Source organism: Candidatus Cardinium hertigii (assembly GCF_003788695.1).
On record NZ_RARA01000026.1, the window covers coordinates 166,955 to 191,551 of the forward strand.

Annotated in this window: 13 protein-coding genes; 8 read left to right on the forward strand and 5 right to left on the reverse strand. The window is 36.3% G+C overall.

What is annotated here, in order from left to right; genetic code table 11:
• Nucleotides 1–124: 124 nt before the first annotated feature.
• The 4 genes from EDM02_RS04545 to secDF all read right to left on the reverse strand — a co-directional run bounded on the left by EDM02_RS04545 (nucleotide 125) and on the right by secDF (nucleotide 10,596).
• Nucleotides 125–3,097: an SET domain-containing protein-lysine N-methyltransferase gene (locus EDM02_RS04545; RefSeq protein WP_123663434.1), complete on the reverse strand. Its 2,973-nt coding sequence runs from the start codon at nucleotides 3,095–3,097 to the stop codon at nucleotides 125–127.
• Between the two features lie 192 nt (nucleotides 3,098–3,289).
• Nucleotides 3,290–6,166, reverse strand: coding sequence for a putative LPS assembly protein LptD (locus EDM02_RS04550; RefSeq protein ID WP_123663436.1), 2,877 nt, complete (start codon nucleotides 6,164–6,166; stop codon nucleotides 3,290–3,292).
• A 209-nt stretch (nucleotides 6,167–6,375) separates the two neighbouring features.
• A complete protein-coding gene (locus EDM02_RS04555) occupies nucleotides 6,376–7,530 on the reverse strand; it encodes an MFS transporter (RefSeq protein WP_221179608.1) in 1,155 nt (384 codons plus the stop codon).
• A gap of 171 nt (nucleotides 7,531–7,701) precedes the next feature.
• On the reverse strand, nucleotides 7,702–10,596 hold the full coding sequence (secDF, locus tag EDM02_RS04560; protein ID WP_123663440.1) for a protein translocase subunit SecDF: 2,895 nt from the start codon (nucleotides 10,594–10,596) through the stop codon (nucleotides 7,702–7,704).
• A 400-nt stretch (nucleotides 10,597–10,996) separates the two neighbouring features.
• Here secDF and mgtE point away from each other — a divergent pair, with 400 nt between their 5' ends.
• Nucleotides 10,997–12,400, forward strand: a complete 1,404-nt coding sequence (mgtE, locus tag EDM02_RS04565) for a magnesium transporter (RefSeq protein WP_123663442.1) — start codon at nucleotides 10,997–10,999, stop codon at nucleotides 12,398–12,400.
• A gap of 156 nt (nucleotides 12,401–12,556) precedes the next feature.
• On the opposite strand, the gene EDM02_RS04570 is transcribed toward mgtE, so the two are convergent.
• The gene (locus EDM02_RS04570; protein WP_123663443.1) at nucleotides 12,557–14,167 is read right to left on the reverse strand and encodes an ABC-F family ATP-binding cassette domain-containing protein; all 1,611 of its coding nucleotides are present in this window, start codon (nucleotides 14,165–14,167) and stop codon (nucleotides 12,557–12,559) included.
• A 574-nt stretch (nucleotides 14,168–14,741) separates the two neighbouring features.
• Between EDM02_RS04570 and ndk the strand changes: the two genes are divergently transcribed.
• The 7 genes from ndk to EDM02_RS04605 all read left to right on the forward strand — a co-directional run bounded on the left by ndk (nucleotide 14,742) and on the right by EDM02_RS04605 (nucleotide 24,565).
• Nucleotides 14,742–15,161, forward strand: a complete 420-nt coding sequence (gene ndk, locus EDM02_RS04575; protein ID WP_123663445.1) for a nucleoside-diphosphate kinase — start codon at nucleotides 14,742–14,744, stop codon at nucleotides 15,159–15,161.
• Between the two features lie 159 nt (nucleotides 15,162–15,320).
• On the forward strand, nucleotides 15,321–17,183 hold the full coding sequence (mnmG, locus tag EDM02_RS04580) for a tRNA uridine-5-carboxymethylaminomethyl(34) synthesis enzyme MnmG (RefSeq protein ID WP_123663447.1): 1,863 nt from the start codon (nucleotides 15,321–15,323) through the stop codon (nucleotides 17,181–17,183).
• A 477-nt stretch (nucleotides 17,184–17,660) separates the two neighbouring features.
• On the forward strand, nucleotides 17,661–18,425 hold the full coding sequence (locus EDM02_RS04585; protein ID WP_123663449.1) for a ParA family protein: 765 nt from the start codon (nucleotides 17,661–17,663) through the stop codon (nucleotides 18,423–18,425).
• 26 nt (nucleotides 18,426–18,451) lie between these two features.
• Nucleotides 18,452–19,384 (forward strand): ParB/RepB/Spo0J family partition protein, encoded by a 933-nt coding sequence (locus EDM02_RS04590; protein WP_123663451.1) that lies wholly within the window; start codon nucleotides 18,452–18,454, stop codon nucleotides 19,382–19,384.
• 35 nt (nucleotides 19,385–19,419) lie between these two features.
• Entirely contained in the window at nucleotides 19,420–20,046 is a 627-nt protein-coding gene (locus EDM02_RS04595) for a DUF5683 domain-containing protein (RefSeq protein ID WP_123663453.1), read from the forward strand.
• A gap of 384 nt (nucleotides 20,047–20,430) precedes the next feature.
• On the forward strand, nucleotides 20,431–21,930 hold the full coding sequence (locus tag EDM02_RS04600) for an ABC transporter ATP-binding protein (RefSeq protein WP_478210134.1): 1,500 nt from the start codon (nucleotides 20,431–20,433) through the stop codon (nucleotides 21,928–21,930).
• Nucleotides 21,931–22,768: 838 nt separating this feature from the next.
• A complete protein-coding gene (locus EDM02_RS04605) occupies nucleotides 22,769–24,565 on the forward strand; it encodes an ankyrin repeat domain-containing protein (protein ID WP_070064646.1) in 1,797 nt (598 codons plus the stop codon).
• Nucleotides 24,566–24,597 lie beyond the last annotated feature (32 nt).

Sequence of the window (24,597 nt, forward strand, 5' to 3'; positions counted from 1 at the left end):
GAACGGTCAATGGCGTCAACTTAAGGCAATTCATGATTAGCCTACCCTCCTATTCTACTTGGTTATCAATAACAGCTAAACCTTAAGTTGACGCCATTGTGTGAACGGATACGATTATAGAGGCTTAGGCCACTCCACTGAACGGATACTTTAGAAAGACCTGCTCCTGACGTACGCCTACATTACCCTTATCTTTCTGTTTAGATTCAACGTCTTTCTTGTTTTGTTTAGCTGCTGGATTAGCAACTGTTTCGTTTAATTTTCTTTTTTTTCCTTTTTTTCCTTTTTTTACTTTTGGTATTGGTTCCGTAACAGAACTATTTAAACCACTGTTATCTATAGTTATAGCTGTTACTACTCTATCTGCATCGGTTAATACGTTATCATGCACTTCAAAGATATTATCACTGGTTTGTATTAATTTTTTATACACATCCCGATAATTATACTTCAGAAATTTTATAAAAGGTAAAGCCAATGGCTTTTTGTTTAAGTCCATATATTGGCTATAGATGGGCGCATCATGGGTAGCAAGATCGCAATAATTGCTTTTATTTTCTTCCCAGTAGTCGCGACCATAATCAAATAATAATTGTGCGTCTTTTTCAATAAGTTTATCCGTATAAAAAACAATAAAAGGAACACCATTATTGTAACGCACTTGGGATACGGATACATTGGCTAGACGTGTCTCCTGATTAAGGAGGCCATGTGTAGTGGACGCATTAATCTTAAGCAAAGCATTACCTCTACAGTAACCACTTAAACACAACACATCAGAACCTAAGTCAATATTAAAGGCATAGGAATCTAGCTTATTAAAACCACCACACCGCTGCTTTTGAAGACATTCTATTTCGGACTGCAAATCTAGGCTTATTTTTCTTTCATCTTCATCTAAGGATAATAATATGCCTGTATAGATACCCAATATAGTATTGGGCAGAATGGGTTTCGTTGCAAAAACACCCTCTTGCCCTACTAACGCCTCAGGCCCACTGTCTAGCTTCGTTATACCACGTACTTTTAACAAATCTGATCTATAGTACTTTTTATCTTTTTTATATACATTCTCATAGAATTCTTTAAATTCTTTTTGATAATGATAAGGGGAGAGTTTATAGGTTGGTGTTTCATTATTGCTATCCCAATAGTACAATTTCCCCTTTGTAAGGGTAGCGGGCTGGGCTAAAAACTTTTCTATAATAGCCTTGGCTTGTTGGCCCATCAGCAACTCATCTTTCTCAACAGTGGCTTCTATACCTTGCTGGGCTTTATCATAAAGCGCGAAGGCATTTTGTAAATTTGCTTGAAGTGTAGGATCTGTTAATAGCTTATATACATTATTAAATCTTTCTTCTATTTGAGTAGCTGCCCCAGATAAGAGCGTAATAAGCTGCACTAGATGTATATCTTTTTTTTCTAAATTTGTTAGGTTATTTGTTTTAACATAACGATTGCCTTCCAAAGTAAAGAATAATTTAAACAATGTGCCAAAAGCCTTAGCAGCACTGCGGCCTGAACTACTTAATATATTGGAAATATTTATTATCCTTACGCCATTTTCCTTAAAAGCCTTTAGTTCAGCAGTAGGCACATATGCTCCATCTTTCCACTCAAATAACTTTGCAAACAACTCCTCAAAAGCCTTAGCAGCACTGCTGCCTGAACCACTTAATATATTGGAAATATTTGCTAGCTTTACGCCATTTTCCTTAAAAACCTTTAGTTCAGCAGTAGGCACATATGCTCCATCTTTCCACTCAAATAACTTTGCAAACAACTCCTCAAAAGCTTTAGTAGCACTGCGGCCTGAACCACTTAATATACTGGAAATATTTGCTAGCTTTATTCCATGGTCATTAAAGGCCTTTAGCCGCTTACCAGGCGCATATGCCCCATTTTTTTCTCTATTTTCTTTCTCAAATAATGCATTAAATAACTCCTTAAAAGCTTTAGCAGCACTGTTTCCTGCACCACCTAATATACTGGAAATATTTGCTAGCTTTACACCATGGTCATTAAAGGCCTTTAGCCGCTTACCAGGTACATATGCCCCATTTTTTTCTCTATTTTCTTTCTCAAATAGTGTATCAAACAACTCCTCAAAAGCCTTAGCAGCGCTATTTCCTGCACTATGTAATATACTGGAAACATTTGCTAGCTTTACACCATGGTCATTAAAGGCCTTTAGCCGCTTACTAGGCACATATGCTCCATTTTCTTCTCCATTTTCTTTCTCAAATAGTGCCTCAAATAAGTCCTCAAAAGCCTTAGCGGCACTTTTGCCTGAACCATTCAATATACTGGAGATACACTCAAACGCCACATTATTATCCAAAAAAACTTTCAATTTTGCTGATAAAATATAATCACCTACTGCATCTTCTTCAAAAAATAGATCAAATAATGCTTTAAATTGATCAACACTCTGCGCACCTGAATTAGCTAATATACTAGAAATATTTCTTGAGGCTATAGCATGTTGGTTTTTTCTCAATGCCTCTAATTTGCTTGTTTTAACAAATGTAATACTACTTGTTTCATTTACGCTATTTGATTCATTCCGCTGGATTGTATACAACTCTTTAGCCAATGCTAGTAGATTAGTAGCTGCTTGTTTACCAGACCTGTATAATGTGCTCTGAAAAAAAGTACGCAAAGGGGATTTTTTATCTTTAAATAAATAGGCTAGAACGGCTATACCATCTTGGTTTTCCCTTATAGTTTTTATAAAATTATTGTGGAGTTTTGTTTTAGAGTTAGCGTTAGCCCCCCTAGAATTACATAGCATCGTTATAAAATGGATACCAACATAATCTGGATCTGTTGAAGGGGGACACGTGGGCTTACCTCTCATTTCTTCCATACGCTTAAAAATAGTATGTACATATTCTATATGCTGTTCATTAATAGAATATTCACTCGTTTCTAAATTGGAAGTTGTTGCTTTATTCTGTAACGACTTTTGATTACTTTCAGCTGGTGTATTTTTCTTTTTTTCCTGAGCTTGTGCAGTTGATTGTCCAGCATGCCATATAAACGCAATAAAAAAGTATTGTAGCTTAAGGTATCTAAAAAAAGTATAACGCGACATAATAAAATGAATATGTATAAATTAACGTGAATGTGGGGTTAACAGCCACCTGACCATATATACAATCTGGATTAATAAAATAAAACATCTCCTATTGCTTACAAGCTTACCACTCACGTTAAGGGGTTCCAGTTTATACAAAAAAAAATTATAATTGCAAAAATTATGACTTGAAAAAAAATACAGTATCCATTATTTTAATTTCAGAAATTCTCTTTTTCTCGGTAGCTTCAATTTTTTTAAAATATTTGCTTTTGCACCTAAAGAAAATTCATATTTACGCTTCTCTTTTAATGGATAACATTTATAACTAAGTAGCCAACAATGTAAATCTCGTGCAATTGTAAATTTTGTATCATCTTCTTTCAGCTTACGCGTATCAAAATCATAAGAGGTATCTAGACTAAATTTCCATTTTTTTAATAATGTAAATTCCACCTCTAAGTTTACGTAATTGTGACGATATCTAACATCTCCTTCTCTATATTTGTCTTTTGTATATGCATTTTCATCTATTTCATCTTTTTCATATAATCTTTTTCTTGTAATATCCATACCAAAGTCGCAACCAAAGGACCAGCTATTGTCGAAATCTGTCTTTTTGTCCTTTTCATCAATTTTATCCAATTCACTATCATCACTTAATAATGCTTTTTTTTTATGCTTCTCCTCTGTTGTGGATTGTAATTTCATATTTATTTTGAGCTTTCTTTTTATCAATTTTCCTAAATATCCACCATGGTTCCATGCAAAATCAAAATCAAACGATTCTTTTTCTGTTGTATGCTTATCATTTTCTTTTGATGCTATGGGGTGATAGGGGTCAAATGTTGTAGTTAAACCAAATCCAGCGGTGGCTCCAACTGGGCCTATTTTAAGCATTTCTGTTTCGCTAGCAATGTATATATTAATATCATCTAAAGGACGTTTTTTTTCCTCAAAATCGTATTTTGTAGAAAAATCTATATTTTTTATCAAAACAATTTTACGACTAGCCTTTTGCTTTTTTTTTGTATTCGAATCTATTTCCTTTTTTACCTTTAAATGAACCTTATTTTCTAGCTTAAACGCTAAAACAGATTGAGCGCGTGTCATTAAACTATGCGCTGGTTTAAAATTTTCAAACTTATATTCTGCTTTTTTTTCCCCTTTATCGTTTATTGTTTCTTCGAAATAATGATATTTTTCTTTAGAGAAATCCGGGGTATAGGTAAAAGTCATCGTTGGCGTGGTTGTAATCCGAAGTCCTTGCATGAATTGTTCTTTGCTAAAGTATTGGAAGTGGTATAGGGTTGTATGCAATGATCCGCCAAAATTATAACTCCAGACACGATTGAATCCTGATATCTGCATAGGTTCTGACTCTTTTCTCTTAAAAACCCTTTTTTTCCAGTCTAGCCTTTTCCAGTACCATGTTTCCTTATAAGTGAAGTTGGGCGTTAAGTTAAAGTATTTAAACAGCTTACCAGTTGTGTTAAGAGGTAGCGTATGATTTATACCATATTCTCTGTATTCATTCCATTTAACCTTTGTAAGCGCTTTGGAGTCTTCTTCGTTAACTTTTTCACTAAGGCGAGGTTCTTTTTTCAAATTTTGAAAATGATTTTCAAAATCAATATTGTGTTGTAATTTAATGTTATGGAACCATGCCTTGAATCCACTCTCAGATTTATCTCCTTTAAAAGGATGCCAAGTAGCACTTAATACTCCTTTTGGTAAGGTGAAATGCTTAAAATTGGAGTTATGATTGATTTTATAATCTAAGTTTGCACTTAGTGTATAAGGTAGGCCTACTAGTTTGTCTGTATAAGCTAAACTTCCAGTCGATTCACTTTCCTCTGTGCTTGATTTTTTTTTATGTTCACCTTCATCATCAAATCTTTTTTTATAGCCTTTACTATGGATACGTGCCTCTACACGTAGGCTTCTGTTGCCACGTGTTTTCGGTATGTGTTTCCAGGCCAAAGACCAATTTTTTTCTTCTCCTGAATGATTTTGTGCATAATCAATGTTTCCCTGACATAGATATTTTTTTTTGTAACGAAATTTATTCTCAAATTCTATATCTAGATTGGTATAAAGGCTAAGTAAAAAAGAATTATCTGCGTAATCGTTGAAATTTATATAATATCCAATATTACGAATGCAAAAGCCTTTTCCTCCATCCTCATCACTACTTTCCGTAATTTCTGATGGTGGAATTATACCATGTTTACGTTTGCCTTCCAGAAATAAAACTCCAAAAAAGCAGCCTAATGGAGTGGGTACATCATCAAAGGAAAAATAAAAAGGACCAGTAGTAATTTGTTTATCCTGAACCAGTTTACTTCGTTTAGTTCGTAGGTAAAAATGGGGACGCTCTAGTGTGCAAGTCGTAAAGTACACATCTTTAGCATAAAATGTTTCTTCATCCTCTTTTTTAACTTGTTCACTTTTTATAATAGCATCTTCTTGTTTGGTAAGTAATTTATAAGCCAAAGCCCGTTTTGTGTCAATGTTGTAATGAATTTCTTCCATAAAAAAAATTCTGGTTTTTTCAGCACCATCCTTACCATATTTATCTTTTTTTATATCCTTATAGGTAAAAATAGGGTTCTCTATGGGTTTATTATGCAGATCTTTTTTGCCTTTTGAATGGATCGTGTGTGCATTTACATCCAAAGCAACCGCATGCGCTTCAAGCTTCATTTTATCGTAATCAAGCACGCTAGCCCCATGTAAAGAGAGTATGTTTTTTTTTGCATCAAAAACAATTTGATCTGCCGCCTGGTATTTAACAATCGCTAATGCTTGATCCTCTTCTTTTTTAGAGCTAGGCTTTGTGAAAAGCCAGAAGGCATCTTTATTAAAAAGTCGTTTGCTAACTTTTGTATAGGCTGAGACTTGATCGCTTTTTTTTACGCAACTTTTCGGAAATATCCAGCAGTGGGTCTCAGGGGTATAGTAATAACTAACATGGCTATCAGAATGGTAGTAATAAGTATATTCAGTCGCTTGCAATAGAATAGATATATCACTAATCATTAATAGCACCAAAGTAGCAATACGTAGAAAATAAGATCTAGTCACATAAACAAATTTTATTGCTTTATTTTCCTCTTAGAACCACTGGAATAGATCCTGTAAAAATAGTTATTATAAAATATAAAAGTATTAATATAACTGTTTTGTATAGGGCAATTGCCTACAACCTGGTTGTGCTTATAATAAAGCTAAATACAAAAAACTCTAAAAAACAAGCTAAAATAAATACGTTTATAGCGCTTAGCAGTTTACACTTATTTCACACTATTTTCCTTGCGCAGAGATGACAAATACATTTTGACAATGGGTTTTGCTATTCTGAGCGAAAGCAAAGAACACAAAATACATCCTACAAATGGATGCGCTATGCCCCAAATAGGCGGAAGAACAACCCACAATGGCATCAAATAACTAATGCCATAAGCAAAAAATTTTACTGTACCATCTCCAGCTAAAATAGCATATGCGAGCTTATTTTTTTTTGTTAAGGCTTGCGCTATAGTAGAAGTAGCTGTTCTAAAAAAATAAAGCCCAGCGCCATAAAACAATGCTGTTATTTGCAAATACAGGGGCTGTCTAGCATAAAAAGCTATAATAGCAGCTAAAACAATAAGCATAGGACTAATGTTGAAAAAATAAATAATTAATTTGGGGTTTCTTTTTAACTGCCATGAACCCCATATGCCACTTACAATAAAAGCTAGATTATTAATGCTCATATTATGGCTGAATAATTGCGCATGTATTTGGCTATTTCCATTGGCTATTTCTGCTGCTATAATTGGCAAGCTAATGGTATAGGCTACAATGCCTATATGACTAATGATGCGAAAGCTAATCATCCATAATAGTCCAGGATTTTGAACTATTTCCTTAAACCCGGTTAGCATACCATATTTTTGCATCCTTTCCTCTTTTGTAGCAACCTTTATAGCGTCCAACTGCTTCCACACTAAAATACGTAAAATGTTAATGAGGATACAAAAAAGCAGCAATGATTTAAACCCAAAATTGGCTAATAATATATTAGCCAATTTTGGGGCTAATATATTAAGGCCCTGTGAAAAAATTTGGCAAGTAGAAAAAAAGAAAGGTTTTTCCGCTGTCTCTATTTGTGTATTAATACAAGTAATGCTAATAGGGTGTATCATACTAAATAGGCAAGAAAGTGCCCATATGGCTATAGCAGCAGAACGTATATTAACTTCATTATACAACAGAAAACCTAGTAAGGTGCATAAGGTCAATAAAAGTATATATTTAACTATGGTATTATAAGACGAAAAAAATTTAATAAAAAAAACACCCAACAGTCCAGTACAACTAATACCTAATAAGCGAGCGGGTTCTAGGTAAGCAGCAGAAACACCACTCTTATCTATGTCGAATAGAGCGATCGTACAACCCATGAGGAGCATGGGTTGTACGATCGAGCCCAGTCCAGAGAAACATAAGTAAATAGGAATGATATGTTTCTTTTGTAAATACAAATTCATGTTAATGTACTTTTTACTTTGGTACTATATTGCATAGTATGGGGCTATTGTATCGAATTTGGTATCCGTACCAAACTGTATCTACTACTTAATTAGTATAGAAGACTTACCTCCAAAATCTGCCATAAGTGGCGCTGCAATACAAATAGAAGAATAAGTGCCAAATAGCACGCCCAATAATAATGCAAAAGAAAAACTACGCAATGCCTCTCCACCAAAGAAGAAGAGCATAGAAACAGCTAACAATGTTGTTAAAGAAGTAATAATAGTTCTACTTAAGGTTTCTCTAATAGAATGATTGATAACGTTTATATCTACAGCTGCGGTTTTATTGATTAATTTTTCCCGTATGCGATCAAATATTACTACCGTATCATTTATGGAATAACCAATAACGGTAAGCATTGCAGCTAGGAATACTTCATTCACTTCATAATTGTATCCGAAGGTGCGTGCGATACTAAATCCAGCCATAACCATCAGGACATCATGTATAAGCGCACATACAGCTGCCAATCCAAATGCCCATTTTTTAAAACGTAGTGCGACATACAGGAAAATACCAAACAAGGCCAGCGCAATCGCTTTTTTTGCACTTTTTTGTACATCTTGCGCTACTGTAGCACCTACTTTGCTACTACTTATAATACTAAAACTCTTTTTTGGGGGAGCCTGATTGGTTTCGGTTTTTTCTAATGGAGTTAGCGCTTTGAGCGCAGTAACCAGTTTGCATTTTACTTTTTTATCAGTTTCAGGAGCATCCTCATTACTCAAATAACTAGTAGTGATTTGCATTACGCTATTCGTTCCATACGTACGCACTTCTACACTTTCTTCAAAAGAAGAGGAGAGTTCCTTTTTAAGGAAAGAGGAGTCCATAGGTTTATAAAAGTTCACCACGTATGAACGACCTCCTACAAAATCCACCCCTAAAGTAAGACCTTTGTTTTGGTAAAAACAGAAAGCCCCAAGGGCTATAAACGATAAGGAGAATGCGTAAAAACGATAACGGTTTTTAATAAAATTAATCTGTATATCCTTAAAAAGCGTTGGTAACTTTCCATAGGAAAAAGTTAAGTTGGGGGTACGGTAGCCATCTATAAAAAAAGAAAAAAACAATCTCGTAATAAAAATAGAAGAGAATACCGAGCTTATAATACCAATCATTAAAATAATTGCAAAACTACGCACGGGCCCCTGACCAAGATAAAAGAGGATAACTCCAGTAAGAAAGGTAGTAACATTAGAATCAATAATAGAGCTATACGATTTTTCGTACCCGCGGATGATAGCCTCTTTGATATGAACTTTTTTGGCTAGTTCCTCTCGTATCCTTTCAAATATAAGCACATTTGCATCGATGGACATACCAATAGTAAGCACAAGACCTGCAATACCTGGTAGCGTTAAAGTGGCATCCAATTGGGCCAAAACGCTAACAATAAACAGTAAATTAAATAAAAGTGCAATGTTGGCTATTATGCCTCCTTTTGCATAATAAACGATCATAAAAAGCAGCACGAGCCCTAAGCCCAGTGCTGTGGTAACAAGTCCTTGTGTTTGCGCCATCTTACCCAAACTTGGGCCCATAATGACTTCTTCAACCATTTTAAGCGGTGCTGGTAAGGACCCTGTTTGCAATATACTTGCTAAGTCTTTGGCTTCTTCTACGGTAAAACTACCAGATATTTGTGAATAGCCATTTGGGATTTCTTGTTGTACCATCGGTGCTGAGTAAACCCGGTTGTCTAAAACTATGGCAATACGTTTACCAATATTATTGGCCGTAATACGTTTCCAGATCTGTGCACCTTTGCTATTCATTCGCATACTTACACATGGTTCGTTAGCTTCGCCCAAATTTTGAGTGGCATGGGTAATAATATCTCCCTCTAAAAGAGGTTTTTGTTCTTTAGACTGTTTAATTGCATAAAGCGTAACCGCTTGTGTGCCATCCTTTAGGGTGTGCTCTTTCTTTTCCCACATCCAAGTAATTTGTGGTAATAAAGATTTGACCTTTTCCTTTCGAAGGATTGCCTCTATTTGGTCCATATCTTGGGGGGCATAAGCTAACCCAGAAGAGAATGGGCATTTGGAAAGCCGCTGGAGCATAGATTGTTTAGGCATGCGTTGCGCTTTTTCTTCCTCGGTAATATCCTTTGGAAGGGTGGCCTCTAATGCCTTTTTTTCTTCATCTAGTAAGAAATTATTTACGGCTTCCCATTGAGGGCCATATTCTTCAACTTCTGCTACTTCCCAGAAACGCAACTGGCCTACCCCTTGTAGGAGCTTTCTGACCCGTTCAGGACTGGTAACACCTGGGAGGTCTATTTGTATCCTTCCTGTGCCAGGTAGCTGCTGAATATTGGGCTGTGAAGCGCCAAAGCGGTCTAACCTAGAACGTACAATCGTAAGGGAGCGGTCTAGTGCATTTGCAATTTCTTGGTCAATAGCCCTTATAACATCTTGTTCGCTAGAAAAAGTGTAAGCCCTCGCTCGATTCGTAGCAGTAGCAAAAATATCTCTTATATCTCCTTCTGGTGCCATTCTTTTGTAGGCTTCTACAAAAAGCTTAGAAAATGAGGCTGGTGCACCTTTCTCTCGTTCTCTTTGTGCCCATTGTAGCGCTTCTACAAAAGAGGGATCCCTATGGTAAGAGGCCAATCCTTTTACCAGTTCCACAGGAGAAAGTTCCATGGTTACGTGCATGCCACCCTGCAGGTCTAAGCCTAGTTTACATGAGCGTTCCTTTACTTCTTCGTAGGTATATGTAGCGCCCAACAAATTGTAGACAGGTTTTTTCCACTGCTCCATCAAGTAATGTTGTTTTTTATCAAAATCTACTTTCCCTTCTGCATCCATGGCCTGTTGCTCAGCGTGCCGTTGCACGCGGTAGTCCACAAAAGTAAAAGATAGATAATAGATTGACAGTAAAAAAGTAATGATGGTCAAGGAAAGTACTATATTTTTAGATCTCATTTGTGGTATACAAGTTTAATTTTGATTAAAGCAAATATATTTGCTTTAATGTATTAAAACAAATGATAGATTGGTTAATCTCATTGGTTAACCTCAAAATGAGGGTATTATAAAATGGCTAATATTACCTAAATATAAAGGGATTCTATACAAAAATAGCCTTTAGCGTGGTAGTAAATATTATTTAATATTATGCATTTTGCATATGCATTTTTTGTTGGCGATTTTATTCAGATTCCCTTAAATTTACCTCCCAATGGGGCTCCTTATTCATGGTACTTGTGGCTAACACAGTAGGGGTAAGCGTAGTGTAATTTTCAAAGCTAAATGTGGATTGGTGTAGAGGAGCTAGCATCGCTAAACATAATTGTATCATTATGGAGGCAAAACACTGCATATTATGAAACAAAAAGGAGATAATAAGTTTGTTAAATGGATGCGTTTGTTGAAACAACAGCAAGACAAAAGGCTTATTTATTGTTTAGAGCGTACATCCCCGATAGAGGTGGCCAGATTCTTAGAAAAACAATCTATTGATGTAATCATACGCATATTTAGTGCTCTTCCTGTTGCACGACAAGGCGAAATATTTGCATTATTTAACGATAGTGGGTTACAAATGCAACTCTATGGTAGTATTCCCAAAAGTATTTTTGCAAAGATATTTTCTTGCATGCCTTCCGATTTGCGTGTCGATTTTTACCAACGCTTAAGCGGTAAGGAACATGCCCATTTATTACCCTATTTGAGTAGAAAGGTCCGAGAAGACGTTATCATGCTTAATGCCTATTCACCCGATACGGCAGGAGGTATTATGAGTACAGACTTTGCAACCGTTTTGAATGCAATGACGGTAGAAGAAGCTATAGCTAAAATTCGTGAAGATGCGCCTTCTAAAAAAATGCTTTATTACATCTATGTAGTAAATGAAAAGATGAAACTAGTTGGGTTTATTTCCCTGAAAGATTTGGTTATGCACGCTCCCCAAGAAAGGATAGATACGATACTCAAGACAAATTTTTTATACGCCACGGTTGATGAAGACCAAGAAGCAGTAGCTAAAAAAATTGAGCAATATGACTTAGTAGCCATTCCTATTTTAAATCACGAGAAACAAATAGTAGGCATTGTAAGTTATGACGATGCTATAGATATTATCAGGGCTGAACAAGTTGAGGATATGGATAAGTTTATGGGTATTACTTCGGAAGAAGATGAACCGGATTATCTCAAAATATCAAGTGCACAACATCTCAAAAAAAGAATAAAATGGATTATAGGGGTATTTATGTTAGGTATCGTTAGCCAAATCTTTTTGCATTATAAAGGCTATTATTTTGGGCAATTTAACCTTATGTTCTATGTGGGCATGATTGGAGATACGGGAGGCAATGTAGGTACGCAAGCTGCTTCCGTAGTATTACAAGCGCTAAATCGTGGCCAAGTTACCCTATCCGATTGGGTTAGCATTATTTTAAAAGAGATCAGAATTGCTATTATGCTTGCTTCTATTTTATTTTTTCTTGTTTTTATTAAAATGTTTATTGTTGGTAGTATAGGTGAAGAAGTTACTAGAAACTACCGGGTGGTTTTTGTAGTGGCTTTGAGTATTGTCTTTCAGGTTATTGGTTCTGCTTTTATAGGGGCATCGCTCCCATTGGCTGCCAAATATTTAAAGGGGGACCCTGCTGTAGCAGCAAACCCTGCCATTAGTACTATTGTTGAGCTGTTGGGATTAATCATTTATTATGTCGTAATATGTTGGTTACTACATCCAGCTACTGATATCGCTAATCCTGCCTAAAAATTCGTATCCGTTCACGCAAGTGAACGGTCAATGGCGTCAACTTAAGGCAATTCATGATTAGCCTACCCTCCTATTCTACTTGGTTATCAATAACAGCTAAACCTTAAGTTGACGCCATTGAGTGAACGGATACAAAAAATAATCTTTACCACCTTAAGCCAATTGTACCGTTGCTTCAAACGCTTCGTAATTGCTAGGAAACACCCTTACCTTTTTATCTTCGATAAACCAAATTTTATTGGCGACCTGTTGAATAAAGTTACGATCATGGGATACAAACAAGCAGGTGCCTTCATATTGTTGCAGCGCTTGTCCTAATATATTAATAGAATTGATATCTAAATGGTTCGTTGGTTCATCCAGGAGTAAACAATTCGCTTGGGAGAGTAGTACCTTGGCTAAGGCAACACGTGCCTTTTCGCCGCCAGAAAGTATCTCTATTTTTTTAAACACATCATCCTTAGTGAAAAGAAACATGGCAGCTATGGTACGGAGTTCTTGTTCAGTACGTTCTCTTCCCGCATGAGTACTATGCTGGGCCAATTCTTCTAGAATATTGTGATGCATATTTAGATCTTCTAGCTGATGTTGAGAATAAAAAGCCATATCAACATTGTTGCCAAAATTTCTTTGCTGCTTCTCGGCTGGCTCTTGTCCAGCTATAATGCGTAAGAGCGTTGTTTTACCACGTCCATTTGCGCCAATTAAGGCAATTTTATCTCCTCGGTTAATTTCTACGGCCGTATTTTTTAGAATTTCTACAGGGCCGTAAGACTTATCTATTTTTTCTATCACAGCAATAATTTTGCTTGGATTTTGTTTGATAGGAAAATGAAAGTTTACTGTTTTACGATTAGCAGAAGGGGGTTCTATTTGCTCTACCCTAGTTAAGGCCTTAATTCTAGATTGAACTAGCTTGGCTTTACTGGCCTTTGCTCTAAAACGGTCTATAAATTCTTGTGCATGTTTCATCTGTTTCTGTTGATTGGTATATGCATTTTTGAGTGATTCACTTCTTTCCGTTTTTTCTATTTCATAGTTGCTATAGTTGCCAACGTACATGGTGAATTTTTTATTTGAAATTTCTACAATTTTAGTTGTAATGCCATCTAAGAAGCTTCTATCATGGGAAACCACTATAAAAGCGCTATCATAATTTCTTAAATATTCTTCTACCCACTTGATAGAAACCAAATCTAGGTGATTGGTTGGTTCATCCAATATCAATACAGAAGGTTGTTGCAAGAGCAATTTGGCAAACATAACGCGCATGCGCCATCCTCCTGAAAATTCAGAAAGGGATCGATCAAGATCTTTGGTAGCAAAACCCATACCCTCCAACATGGCCTCACTCTTTGACTGTATATCATATCCGCCTATTCTTTCAAAATTTTCCTGTAAATGCGATAGCTGAGTAAGCAAATCATCTGAATAGTTGTGCTCCATCTGATGACATAAAGCTTCAATCTTTTTTTGAGTGGCCAACGCTTCACTAAAAGCTTGCATAGCTACGTTCCGGATGTTATCCTCAGTCTGATAGGAAAGCAGGTCTTGGTTAAAAAAACCAATGGAACATTCTTTGGGTTTGGTAATTTTACCACTATCTGGCATAAGCTCGCCAGTAATAATTTTTAACAAAGTGGATTTTCCAGCTCCGTTAGGTCCTATTAAACCAATTTTGTCTTTGTCTTTAATATGCAGAGAAGCCGCATCATATAAAGTTCTCTTACCCAAATGGTAAGTAAGGTCGTTGATGGCAATCATGAAATTTTATTAGCTCTTTATATAAACCAATTAGGGAAAAATAGTATAGCTCCAAGTGCAACAGCACGGTCACGGTAGGATAATATAGAACCATACTGTACGAAAGACGAAATATAAGATAATTTTTCCATATAAATGCATAGGGGAATCTGTAGTATAGATTAGGCGTATACGTAGTATACCTTTCTTTAGAAGTTATGCTTCGTCCACAAATGATGCTTGGGTAAGTGCTTAAAAAGCATTATATTTGCCTCCTAGAAGCCAGACTGTAGTTTTTGCTCCTCCATATTTTTTACTTGGTTAAAAATATAAAAAAATCAAGTCGCTATTCCCGGGATAGGTGGTAGAGGGATGTTCTATACGTATAGGTGTGGTAAAATGCAGCGTATATGGTTTTATATAAGATATAGATTAAGACAACGCTGTTTTGTCATTTAGTATTGAACATGAATAATATTTCAAAATATAGTTAAAAACCACAAGACCATGTAGCCTATTTAAACGTTAACGAGTAAAAACAGTTCATACAGAACATTTTAAATATAATTATTATACCTCAAAAGTAAGTAACCGTATGCAAAGAAGATTAACTTTTTCGATGATTAAACCAGATGCAGTTAGAGCCAATCATATTGGTTCTATTCTTGCTATGATAGAGCAAGCAGATTTTTCTATTCAGGCAATGGTTATGCTTCAGCTTAACCACCCAGTTGCTGAACGCTTTTATGATATACATGTTCATCGACCTTTTTATAAAGAGCTATGTGCATTTATAGCTTCTGGCCCTATAGTTGCCATGGTATTGGAAAAAGAAAATGCAGTAGTAGATTTTCGAAAACTAATGGGAGCTACCAATCCAGCTGAAGCGGCTGCAGGTACGATTAGAGCGTTATTTGCTACCTCTATCGATCATAATGCCATCCATGGTTCAGATACAGATACAACAGCTGCCGGGGAAATTTCATTTTTTTTCGCTGGTCGGGAATTTGTATAAAAACAGCAATGCCAAGGAGGGCAAATTGCTCGTTGCGTAAAAGCGGTTTTTGTTTAGACCTGTTTGGAAAATTTAATAGATAAAGCGCGTAAAATCAGTTAATTAAACTACTTAAACTACTTACTACTTACCTGTTTCACGTGGAACAGTAAAAAATAGATGTTGCTTGAATATGATATTATTGTAGTTGGTTCCGGGCATGCCGGTTGTGAAGCGGCTACAGCCGGCGCCAAAATGGGCTCCAAGGTTTTAGTTATTACCATGAATCTGAATACCATTGGTCAAATGTCTTGTAATCCAGCTATGGGCGGTATTGCCAAGGGGCAGATTGTTAGGGAAATAGATGCTTTAGGAGGATTTTCTGGTATAGTAGCAGACCAATCAGCTATCCAGTTTAGAATGTTAAATACTTCCAAAGGCCCTGCTATGTGGAGCCCACGCACACAAAATGATCGAAGGTTATTTTCAGAGTGCTGGAAACTAGCACTTGAAACACTTCCTAATCTCGATTTTTGGCAAGATATGGTTACCGCGCTTTTTATAAGGGATGGTATGGTGATGGGTGTTAAAACAGCGCTAGGTATTGAAGTAAGGAGTCGGGCTGTGATTTTAACCAATGGGACCTTTTTAAATGGCCTTATCCATATTGGAGAAAAAAAAATGGCGGGAGGGCGTGCTGCGGATAGGGCTTCTACAGGTATTGCCGAACAACTGCAAATATTAGGCTTTGAAACTGGAAGAATGAAAACGGGTACATCCCCTCGGGTAGATGGGCGAACGTTGCATTACCATAAGATGGAAGAACAGCTAGGAGACGCATTGCCGGGTAGTTTTTCTTTCCTCAATTCTGTGCCGCTTACTAAGCAAAAAAGCTGTTTTATTGCCTATACGAATAGCGTAATGCACGAAATCATTAAGGAAAATTTAGCACGTTCTCCTATATATAATGGTCAAATACAAACGCAAGGTCCTCGCTATTGTCCTTGCATAGAAGATAAAATTCATAGATTTGCAGATAAAGAACGGCACCAAATCTTTGTAGAACCAGAGGGCTGGAATACCATTCACGTGTATCTCAATGGATTGTCCTGCTCATTGCCACAAGATGTACAGTACAAGATGCTAAGGTCTATTGTCGGATTTGAAGATTTAAAAATGCTAAGTCCGGGTTATAGCATTGAGTATGATTATTTTCTTCCTACCCAATTGCATTATACACTAGAAACCCAACTTGTACAAAATCTTTATTTTGCTGGACAAATTAATGGTACCACCGGTTATGAAGAAGCGGCCTGTCAAGGTTTAATGGCCGCTATCAATGCACATAGAAAAATCAATGCGCTCAGTCCAGTAGTCTTAAAAAGATCAGATGCATATATTGGCGTACTAATAGATGATTTGGTAAGCAAAGGAACAGAAGAGCCTTATCGCATGTTTACTTCCCGGGCTGAATTTCGTCTTTTGCTCCGGCAAGATAATGCAGATCTTCGTTTAACAGGGTTAGGGCATTCTATAGGATTGGCTGAAAATGAACGATTGCAGAAAGTATACAAAAAAAAAGAGGACATAGCGTTGATTTTGAATTATTTAGGAAAATGGAAGATATCATCAGAAGACATTAATCCTAAATTAGCAGCAGTGGGTGGAAGTTTAATACAAGAAACACAGACTGCGTATGCGCTATTCAAGAGGCCGGAAATTGATCTTAACGATCTGCTTGTGTTAGACAGGCAGCAAGCAAATGCTTTAGCTGTTTATGAACAAGAGGTGCTGGAGCAGGTTAGCATCCAGATTAAATATGAGAACTATTTCCTTAAAGAAAAGGATCTTGTAGAAAAAATGGAGCGATTAGAGCATTATGAAATTCCGGCCGATTTTGATTATACGCTTTTAAAATCAATTTCTGCAGAAGCATTAGAAAAGCTTCATAAGAAAAGACCAGCAACTTTAGGACAAGCTTCTCGTATTAGCGGTGTAAGTCCAGCTGATATTTCTATTCTAATGGTTTATTTAAAAGGCTAATCGGGGTGGTGCTGGTAAAAGGTTGCCATAAAAAAGAATAATAGTTTTTTGTGTAATTTTGTTCCCCTTTTTGGAATTTTATTTTAAGCTTAATATCAAATAATTTAATTGATCATGCTTATTATAAGTGAAAAATATAAGCAACATATCGATATTTGTTTTTGATATATTTCTCTTTTTTCATAGATTAGAAAAGTAGAATGCCATAGGTGGTTTATAGCCATATAGGGTAAGGAAATGGATGAGTTGATGCCTTTGTTCCAATGATTTTTCTTGGTATTATCGTTAAAAAAAGTGTTGTCGTTAAAAGTGTGGTCCTTATGCCTTTTGTTGATGTGCATTTTTTTGGTTACTAGTGCCTTATGCATAAGGTATCAGAAATAAGAAAACAACCAAATGCACATCTGTATAGGGCTTGGATATGAAAACTTGTAATATGATTAGTTATAAACTTTATGCGAATAAATTGCAGCACTTATGGGAAAGATCGTAGCGATTGTAAATCAGAAAGGGGGAGTTGGTAAAACTACTACTGCTATAAATTTAGCAGCAAGCCTTGCTATTTTAGAAAAAAAAACCCTTCTTATTGATGTTGATCCTCAGGCAAATGGAACTTCTGGAGTGGGTATTAAGCCAGAAGAGGTGGAATATAGCATTTACGAATGTATTGTGGAGGCCGTAGACCCTAAACTATTGATCAAATCGACTAGTATACCCAATCTGGATCTTTTGCCTTCTCATATCAATTTAGTCGGAGCGGAAGTAGAAATGGTAAATTTTAAGAATAGAGAAGGACGTATACGAGAAGCGTTAAAGCCTGTAAGTCCAGCGTATGACTACATTATTATTGACTGCGCTCCCTCTTTAGGGTTAATAACCATTAATGCCCTTACGGCTGCAAACGCTTTGGTTATACCAGTACAATGTGAATATTTTGCATTAGAGGGGCTTGGAAAGCTGTTAAATACAACTAAAATTATCCAATCTCGGCTGAATCCTAATCTTGAAATCGAAGGGATCTTGATGACCATGTATGATGCACGGTTGCGTTTGGCAAACCAAATCGTAGCAGAGGTAAAGAAACATTTTCAAAGTATGGTTTTTGAAACGATTATTCCAAGAAATATAAAATTAAGCGAAGCACCAAGTTTTGGTATGCCAGCCATAATTTATGATGCAGATAGTAAAGGTGCTGTTAGCTATTTGAGCCTTGCTGAGGAAATTATTGGTAAATCCAAATAATATGAACTTTTATACTATTGCAAATTATGCAGCCTACAAAAGGTAATCATAAAAATGTGCTAGGCCGAGGATTAAGTGCCTTGTTGCAGGGCTCTATTACACAAGAGCCCTCTGTTCCTAGTGAAGATTTTTTTAAAATTATTAAGCTTGAATCGATTACAGTAAATCCTTGCCAACCTCGACAAGATTTTAGCCAAGCATCGCTTAATGAATTAAGCGATTCTATAAAGTTACATGGAATTATACAGCCCCTTACCGTTCGGAAATTAGATGGTAGTACGTATCAGTTAATAGCTGGAGAACGCCGCTTGCGTGCTGCTAAACTAGCTGGCTTAAAAGAAGTTCCAGCTTATGTGCGTGCTACACATGATCAGCATATGCTAGAAATAGCACTAATTGAAAACATCCAGCGAGAGTCACTAAATGCTATTGAAATTGCGTTGAGTTACCAGCGATTGTTAACAGAGTGCCAATTAACGCAAGAAGCATTAGCTGAGCGGGTTGGAAAAGATAGAACTACCGTCAATAATTACCTTCGGTTGCTTAAATTACCCCCTGATATTCAGATTGCCCTTCGAGATCAAAAAATTTCCATGGGCCATGCAAGAGCCCTCATTAATCTCCACGCCCCAGAAACCCAGTTAAATGTGCTGCACAAGATTATAGCATCATCTCTTTCTGTACGAGAAGTAGAAAAATTGGTACAAGCTCTATCAACTATTGGTAATCTGAAGCAGCTAACTAATAAAACGTCTAATCGATCGGTTAAAACTGAAGAATTGCATGTTTCTTTTAAGGAAAGTTTAAAAAATACCATAACACAATTGGCGCAACAATTTAACACAAAAGTACTTATAAAAACTGATGCACAAAAAAAAGGAACGATTAATATTTTGTTTGATTCTGAGGAGGAATTAAAAAGGATTATTGCCATTATCTCACATACAAAAGAGCTATGAGATTATGTTATAAGTATAAGTGCTTTTTAATAGTCATGGGCTGTTTGCATTTTTTTCCTTCTAGTCAGGCTGCTATTTTAGATGCGCCTAATGTATTAGATGCTGTTAATCCACCTTCTACCTTGTTGCCTCCTGATCTTCCCAAAGAACCCCCTACGGTTTCTTCTAGTAAGCGTAAGCTAACTGATGAAGAACAATTGCGGCGTAAAAATATGCGGGTAAACGCTATGGTACAACGTTCCTGGATTTCTTCCATGATTGTTCCTGGTTTAGGGCAAATATATAATAAAAATTATTGGAAACCTCCCTGCTTCTATTTAGGTTTTTGGCTTATTGGCTATTTGACTTATCAACAGCATAAAGAAATGAATAAATGTAAGCGGCAGAAGCTTGAGCTCTTAGATTCCGGTAAATTGCCGCGAAATACGGAAAAGCGTATAAAGGAGTGCGGACGTACGCGTGATCTGTTTATTATGATTACAATTGCCTGGTATTTATTAAATATATATGATGCTTATGCAATGGCACATGATCAAACCGTTAATTTTACAGATGATATTGCTTCACCGCTTGCTGCACCGCTTGCTGCACCACAAACCGAGGTCGCTATACCAGCTTCTTTTACGCCAATGGCTAGCCTCTCTTTGCCTATTTATTTTTAATAGTATCCTTTCACTTGCGTGGTAGCCATATTTAATAAAATTGATAATTTGTATCCGTTCGTATCCGTTCAGTGGAGTGGCCTATGCGTATCCGTCTGAATATAACGAGCGCATGCATTACTGTTGATGGTGGGAATTTTTTTGGAACATTCTGTAGAGGATAGTAAGTTTTATGCGAGTACTTAAATTTATTATTGCAAATATAAGGCCATATAAAAAGTATATTTTTGGTCTCTTTTTAGCTATGTGCTTGGTCACGGTAGATCATACCTTCAAGCCGCTTTTAGTGAAGCAGTTTATTGATATTGTCTCAAATCACGCGCAAGGAAATTTATGGGTTGTATTTGTTTTCTATGCCTTGCTTCAATTTATGTTGGTGAGTGCATGGGCTATGACCGGCTATTGCATAACAAAATATATAGCGAAATTNCGTATAGCTTTTTTCAAAATCAGCTTTCTGGTTCTTTAACATCGAAAATAAATGATGCTTTTCAACACCTGACATCTCTTATTTTCACGATCATTAATGCATTTATGTATTTTGTTCTATTGATACTCATTTCATTAGGGCTGCTCACAACCGTTGCGCCAATCTTTGCATTAAGTATGGGGATTTGGGTTTTATTGTTTATTGTTATCATTTTTGTTTCCCTGAAGAAAAGCATGCAACTTAGTAAAGAATCCGCCGAGGCAAAATCCAAAATAATCGGGCTCGCTGCAGATTATCTTGGCAATATGATGAGCGTGAAGCTTTTTGCAGCCAGAACTTTTGAACAAAGTCGTTTTTTCAAATTACAAAAGCCTTTTGTTGATATAGCTGAAAAAGTAGGTTTTTACAATATTTGGTTGTATGGATTTCTAAGCATACTCACATCACTTTATGCGCTAGCTTTCTTAAGTGCATTAATTTTTGGGTATCAAAAAGGTGTTATAAGTCCTGGTGATTTTGCATTTGTTATTATGACCAATTTCAACATCATTAATATTCTATACCAATTCTCTCATACGCTAAGGGATGATTTTATGGTTAACTGGGGTGCAGTAGATCAAGCAATAGCATTGCTAGAGATAAGCGAGGTTACGCATTCGGATAAACTAAACGCCATAGCTTTGAATTGCACAAACGGCAAAATCGCCTTCGACAACGTTACATTTCATTACAAAGGCACTGAGCCTCTTTTCCAGAATAAATCTATCGAAATTCAAGCTGGTCAGAAAGTTGGTCTTGTAGGCTATTCAGGTAGTGGGAAATCTACATTCGTAAATTTGATACTTAGGCTTTATGATGTAATAGATGGTGCTATTTTGATTGATGGACAGAGTATCAGGGACGTTACTCAAGATAGTTTGCGAGAAAATATCGCCATGATCCCCCAAGATCCATCGCTATTTCATAGAAGTTTGATGGAAAATATCCGTTATGGTCGCATGGATGCAACTGATGAGGAAGTAATTGATGCTGCTAAAAAAGCACATGCCCATGCGTTTATAGAGAAGTTGCTACAAGGATATAATTCGCTGGTTGGTGAGCGAGGTATAAAACTTTCTGGTGGACAAAGACAGCGTATTGCTATTGCGCGTGCCATTTTAAAAAACGCACCAATTCTTATTCTTGATGAGGCCACCAGCCAACTTGATTCTGTTACGGAAAGCCTGATCCAAGCGTCCTTATGGGAGTTAATGCAAAACAAAACCACAATCGTCATCGCCCATCGTTTATCGACTCTGCTGCATATGGACCGCATACTTGTTTTTGACAAAGGCAAGATTATAGAAGATGGTACCCATGATGGGTTGCTAGCCAAAGCTGGACTTTATAAAAGTTTGTGGGATGCCCAAGTTGGTGGCTTTTTGGGCGATGAAAGAATGGAGGATGAGGCATAAAATCTTCAGTAGACCTTTTTTAAAAAGTTTAAATTAATGCTCAGAAGATTTTCTGGCGGGGGTACAAAAAACTGTTAGGTTGGCTGTATCCGTTCACCCAATGGCGTCAACTTAAGGTTTAGCTGTTATTGATAACCAAGTAGAATAGGAGGGTAGGTTAATCATGAATTGCCTTAAGTTGACGCCATTGTCCGTTCACCTACGTGGCAGAAATGTTTTTAATGTATTTGTTTTCTATTGCAACGGCCTCAGCATATATCATTTTTAGTTTAGCCATCCGATTTTTAAGGTTATTAGCGTAGCAATAGCAAATAGAAGGCTAAGGATCAAAAACCGGGTTACAATCTGAGACCATTGCAATAGGAAACAAAAATTTAATAAAAGAAACAAGCGTCTACCTAACCATTACTAAAAAGTCTTTAAAAGTACATAAAAAATAATATTTTAGTGCTGTGAACGTACAAAAATGTACAATTTACATCTAGATTTCTATAAAAAATACGTTGCGATTTTTCTATTGCAACGGCCTCGCTTTGTTCAAGGCGCGTTTTTATGATCTTGCATTATTGCACTATTTCTAATAGGTAACATGGATACGCATGGGCCACGCGGCTGAACGGATACACTGCCCCCTATCTACATGACTGTCCTTAGCTGCATTATGATAATTCTAGTAAGTTCCTTAACTTGCAACGCAAATAATTATGCACACCTGAAAGGACAAGGGAGATAATCTTTACTAGATAGTGTCCATAGAGGTATCACTACTTGAAATGGGAATTTTACAGTAGTTGAACAAGTTACATCATAGTGCAAGGAAAAGCGTATTAAAATTAAAATGAAGAGAAATGCTACAAAAAAAGAAATGCTACAGAAAAAAATAATATGGTTTATATCGTACGGGTTATTAACTTTAACCGGTTGTAACAAAGTTATGCATCATGCAGCTCAGGATAACGAAAATAAAGTGCATGCCAAGAAGATTAGCATGACCAATACAGTAATAAATGAACGAAATACCGAACGAAATACCCTATATGGTGTAATTGTTAATAGTACTGTTAATGATGATGTTTTAGGTGATATCAAACGATTGCTAAATAGTGGTGCTAGCGTATATGAATCAGATACAGATGGCTGGACTGCTCTGCACCATGCGGTTGTTAGGGATCATTTAGAAATCGTAGCGGAATTATTAGATTGGTATGCTGATGTAAATGCATTAACGAATAATAATAAAACGCCTTTACACCTAGCTGCTGAGAATGGACATAAGAGAATCGTACAAATATTGCTCCATAGCAAGAACATTCAGGTAGACATTACAGACGCTAATGGTACAGCCTTATTCTATGCTGTTTATTATGGTCATCTTGATATAGTTAGACAATTGATTGAAAGAGGAGCTGATATAAATTGCGTGATACCAATAATAAGACCAATAATAAGAGATGAGAGAGATACAGATATGCCTTTATTAGGATGGGCTGCTGCTCGTGGGCAATGGGATATAGTTAAACTATTGATTGAAAGGAAGGCTGATATAAATTTCATGATAACAGTGGTGAAAATAGGTGGAAGAGAAAGAACTATACCTTTATTAGGATGGGTTGCTCTTTGTAAGCGGTGGGATATAGCTAAACTATTGATTGAAAAAGGAGCTACTGATATAAATTGCATGATACCAATAACAGTAGAGGGAAGAGAAAGAACTATATCTTTATTAGAATGGGCTGCTGGTCATAGGCAATGGGATATAGTTAAACTATTGATTGAAAGGAAGGCTGATATAAATTCCATGATAACAGTGGAAATAGGTGGAAGATATAGAACTATACCTTTATTAGGATGGGTTACTTTTTGTGAGCGGTGGGATATAGTTAAACTATTGATGGAAAGAAGAGCTACTTATATAAGTTGCGTGATACCAATAATACTAATAACAGTAAATGGAAGAGAAAGAACTATACCCTTATTAGGATGGGCTGCTGCTCGTGAGCAATGGGATATAGCTAAACTATTGATTGAAAGAAGAGTTACTTATATAGATTGCGTGATACCAATGATAATAGATAAGAGACATATAGATATGCCTTTATTAGGATGGGCTGCTCAGCATAGGCAATGGGATATAGTTAAACTATTGATTGAAAGAGGAGTTACTTATATAGATTGCGTGATACCAATAAGAATAGAGAGAAAAGAAGGAACTATGCCTTTATTAAGATGGGCTGCTCAGCATAGGCAATGGGATATAGTTAAACTATTGATTGAAAGAGGGGCTGATATAAATTGCTTGATGCCAATAAAAACAGAGGGAAAAGAAGGAACTATATCTTTATATGTATGGGCTGCTGGTCATAAGCAATGGGATATAGTTAAACTATTGATTGAAAAAGGAGTTAATGATAACTACTTTACGCCTTTATTAAGATTTGCTGCTGATTGTGGGCAATGGGATATAGTTAAACTATTGATTGAAAGAGGGGCAAAAATAGAGGGAAGAGAAAGAACTATACCTTTATTAGGATGGGCTGCTACTCGTGGGAAATGGGATATAGCTAAACTATTGATTGAAAGAGAGGCTGATATAAATTACACGATACCAATGAAAATAGATATACCTTATTCATAAAAAAAGCGCCTTGAACAAAGCTGTAGCTAGAA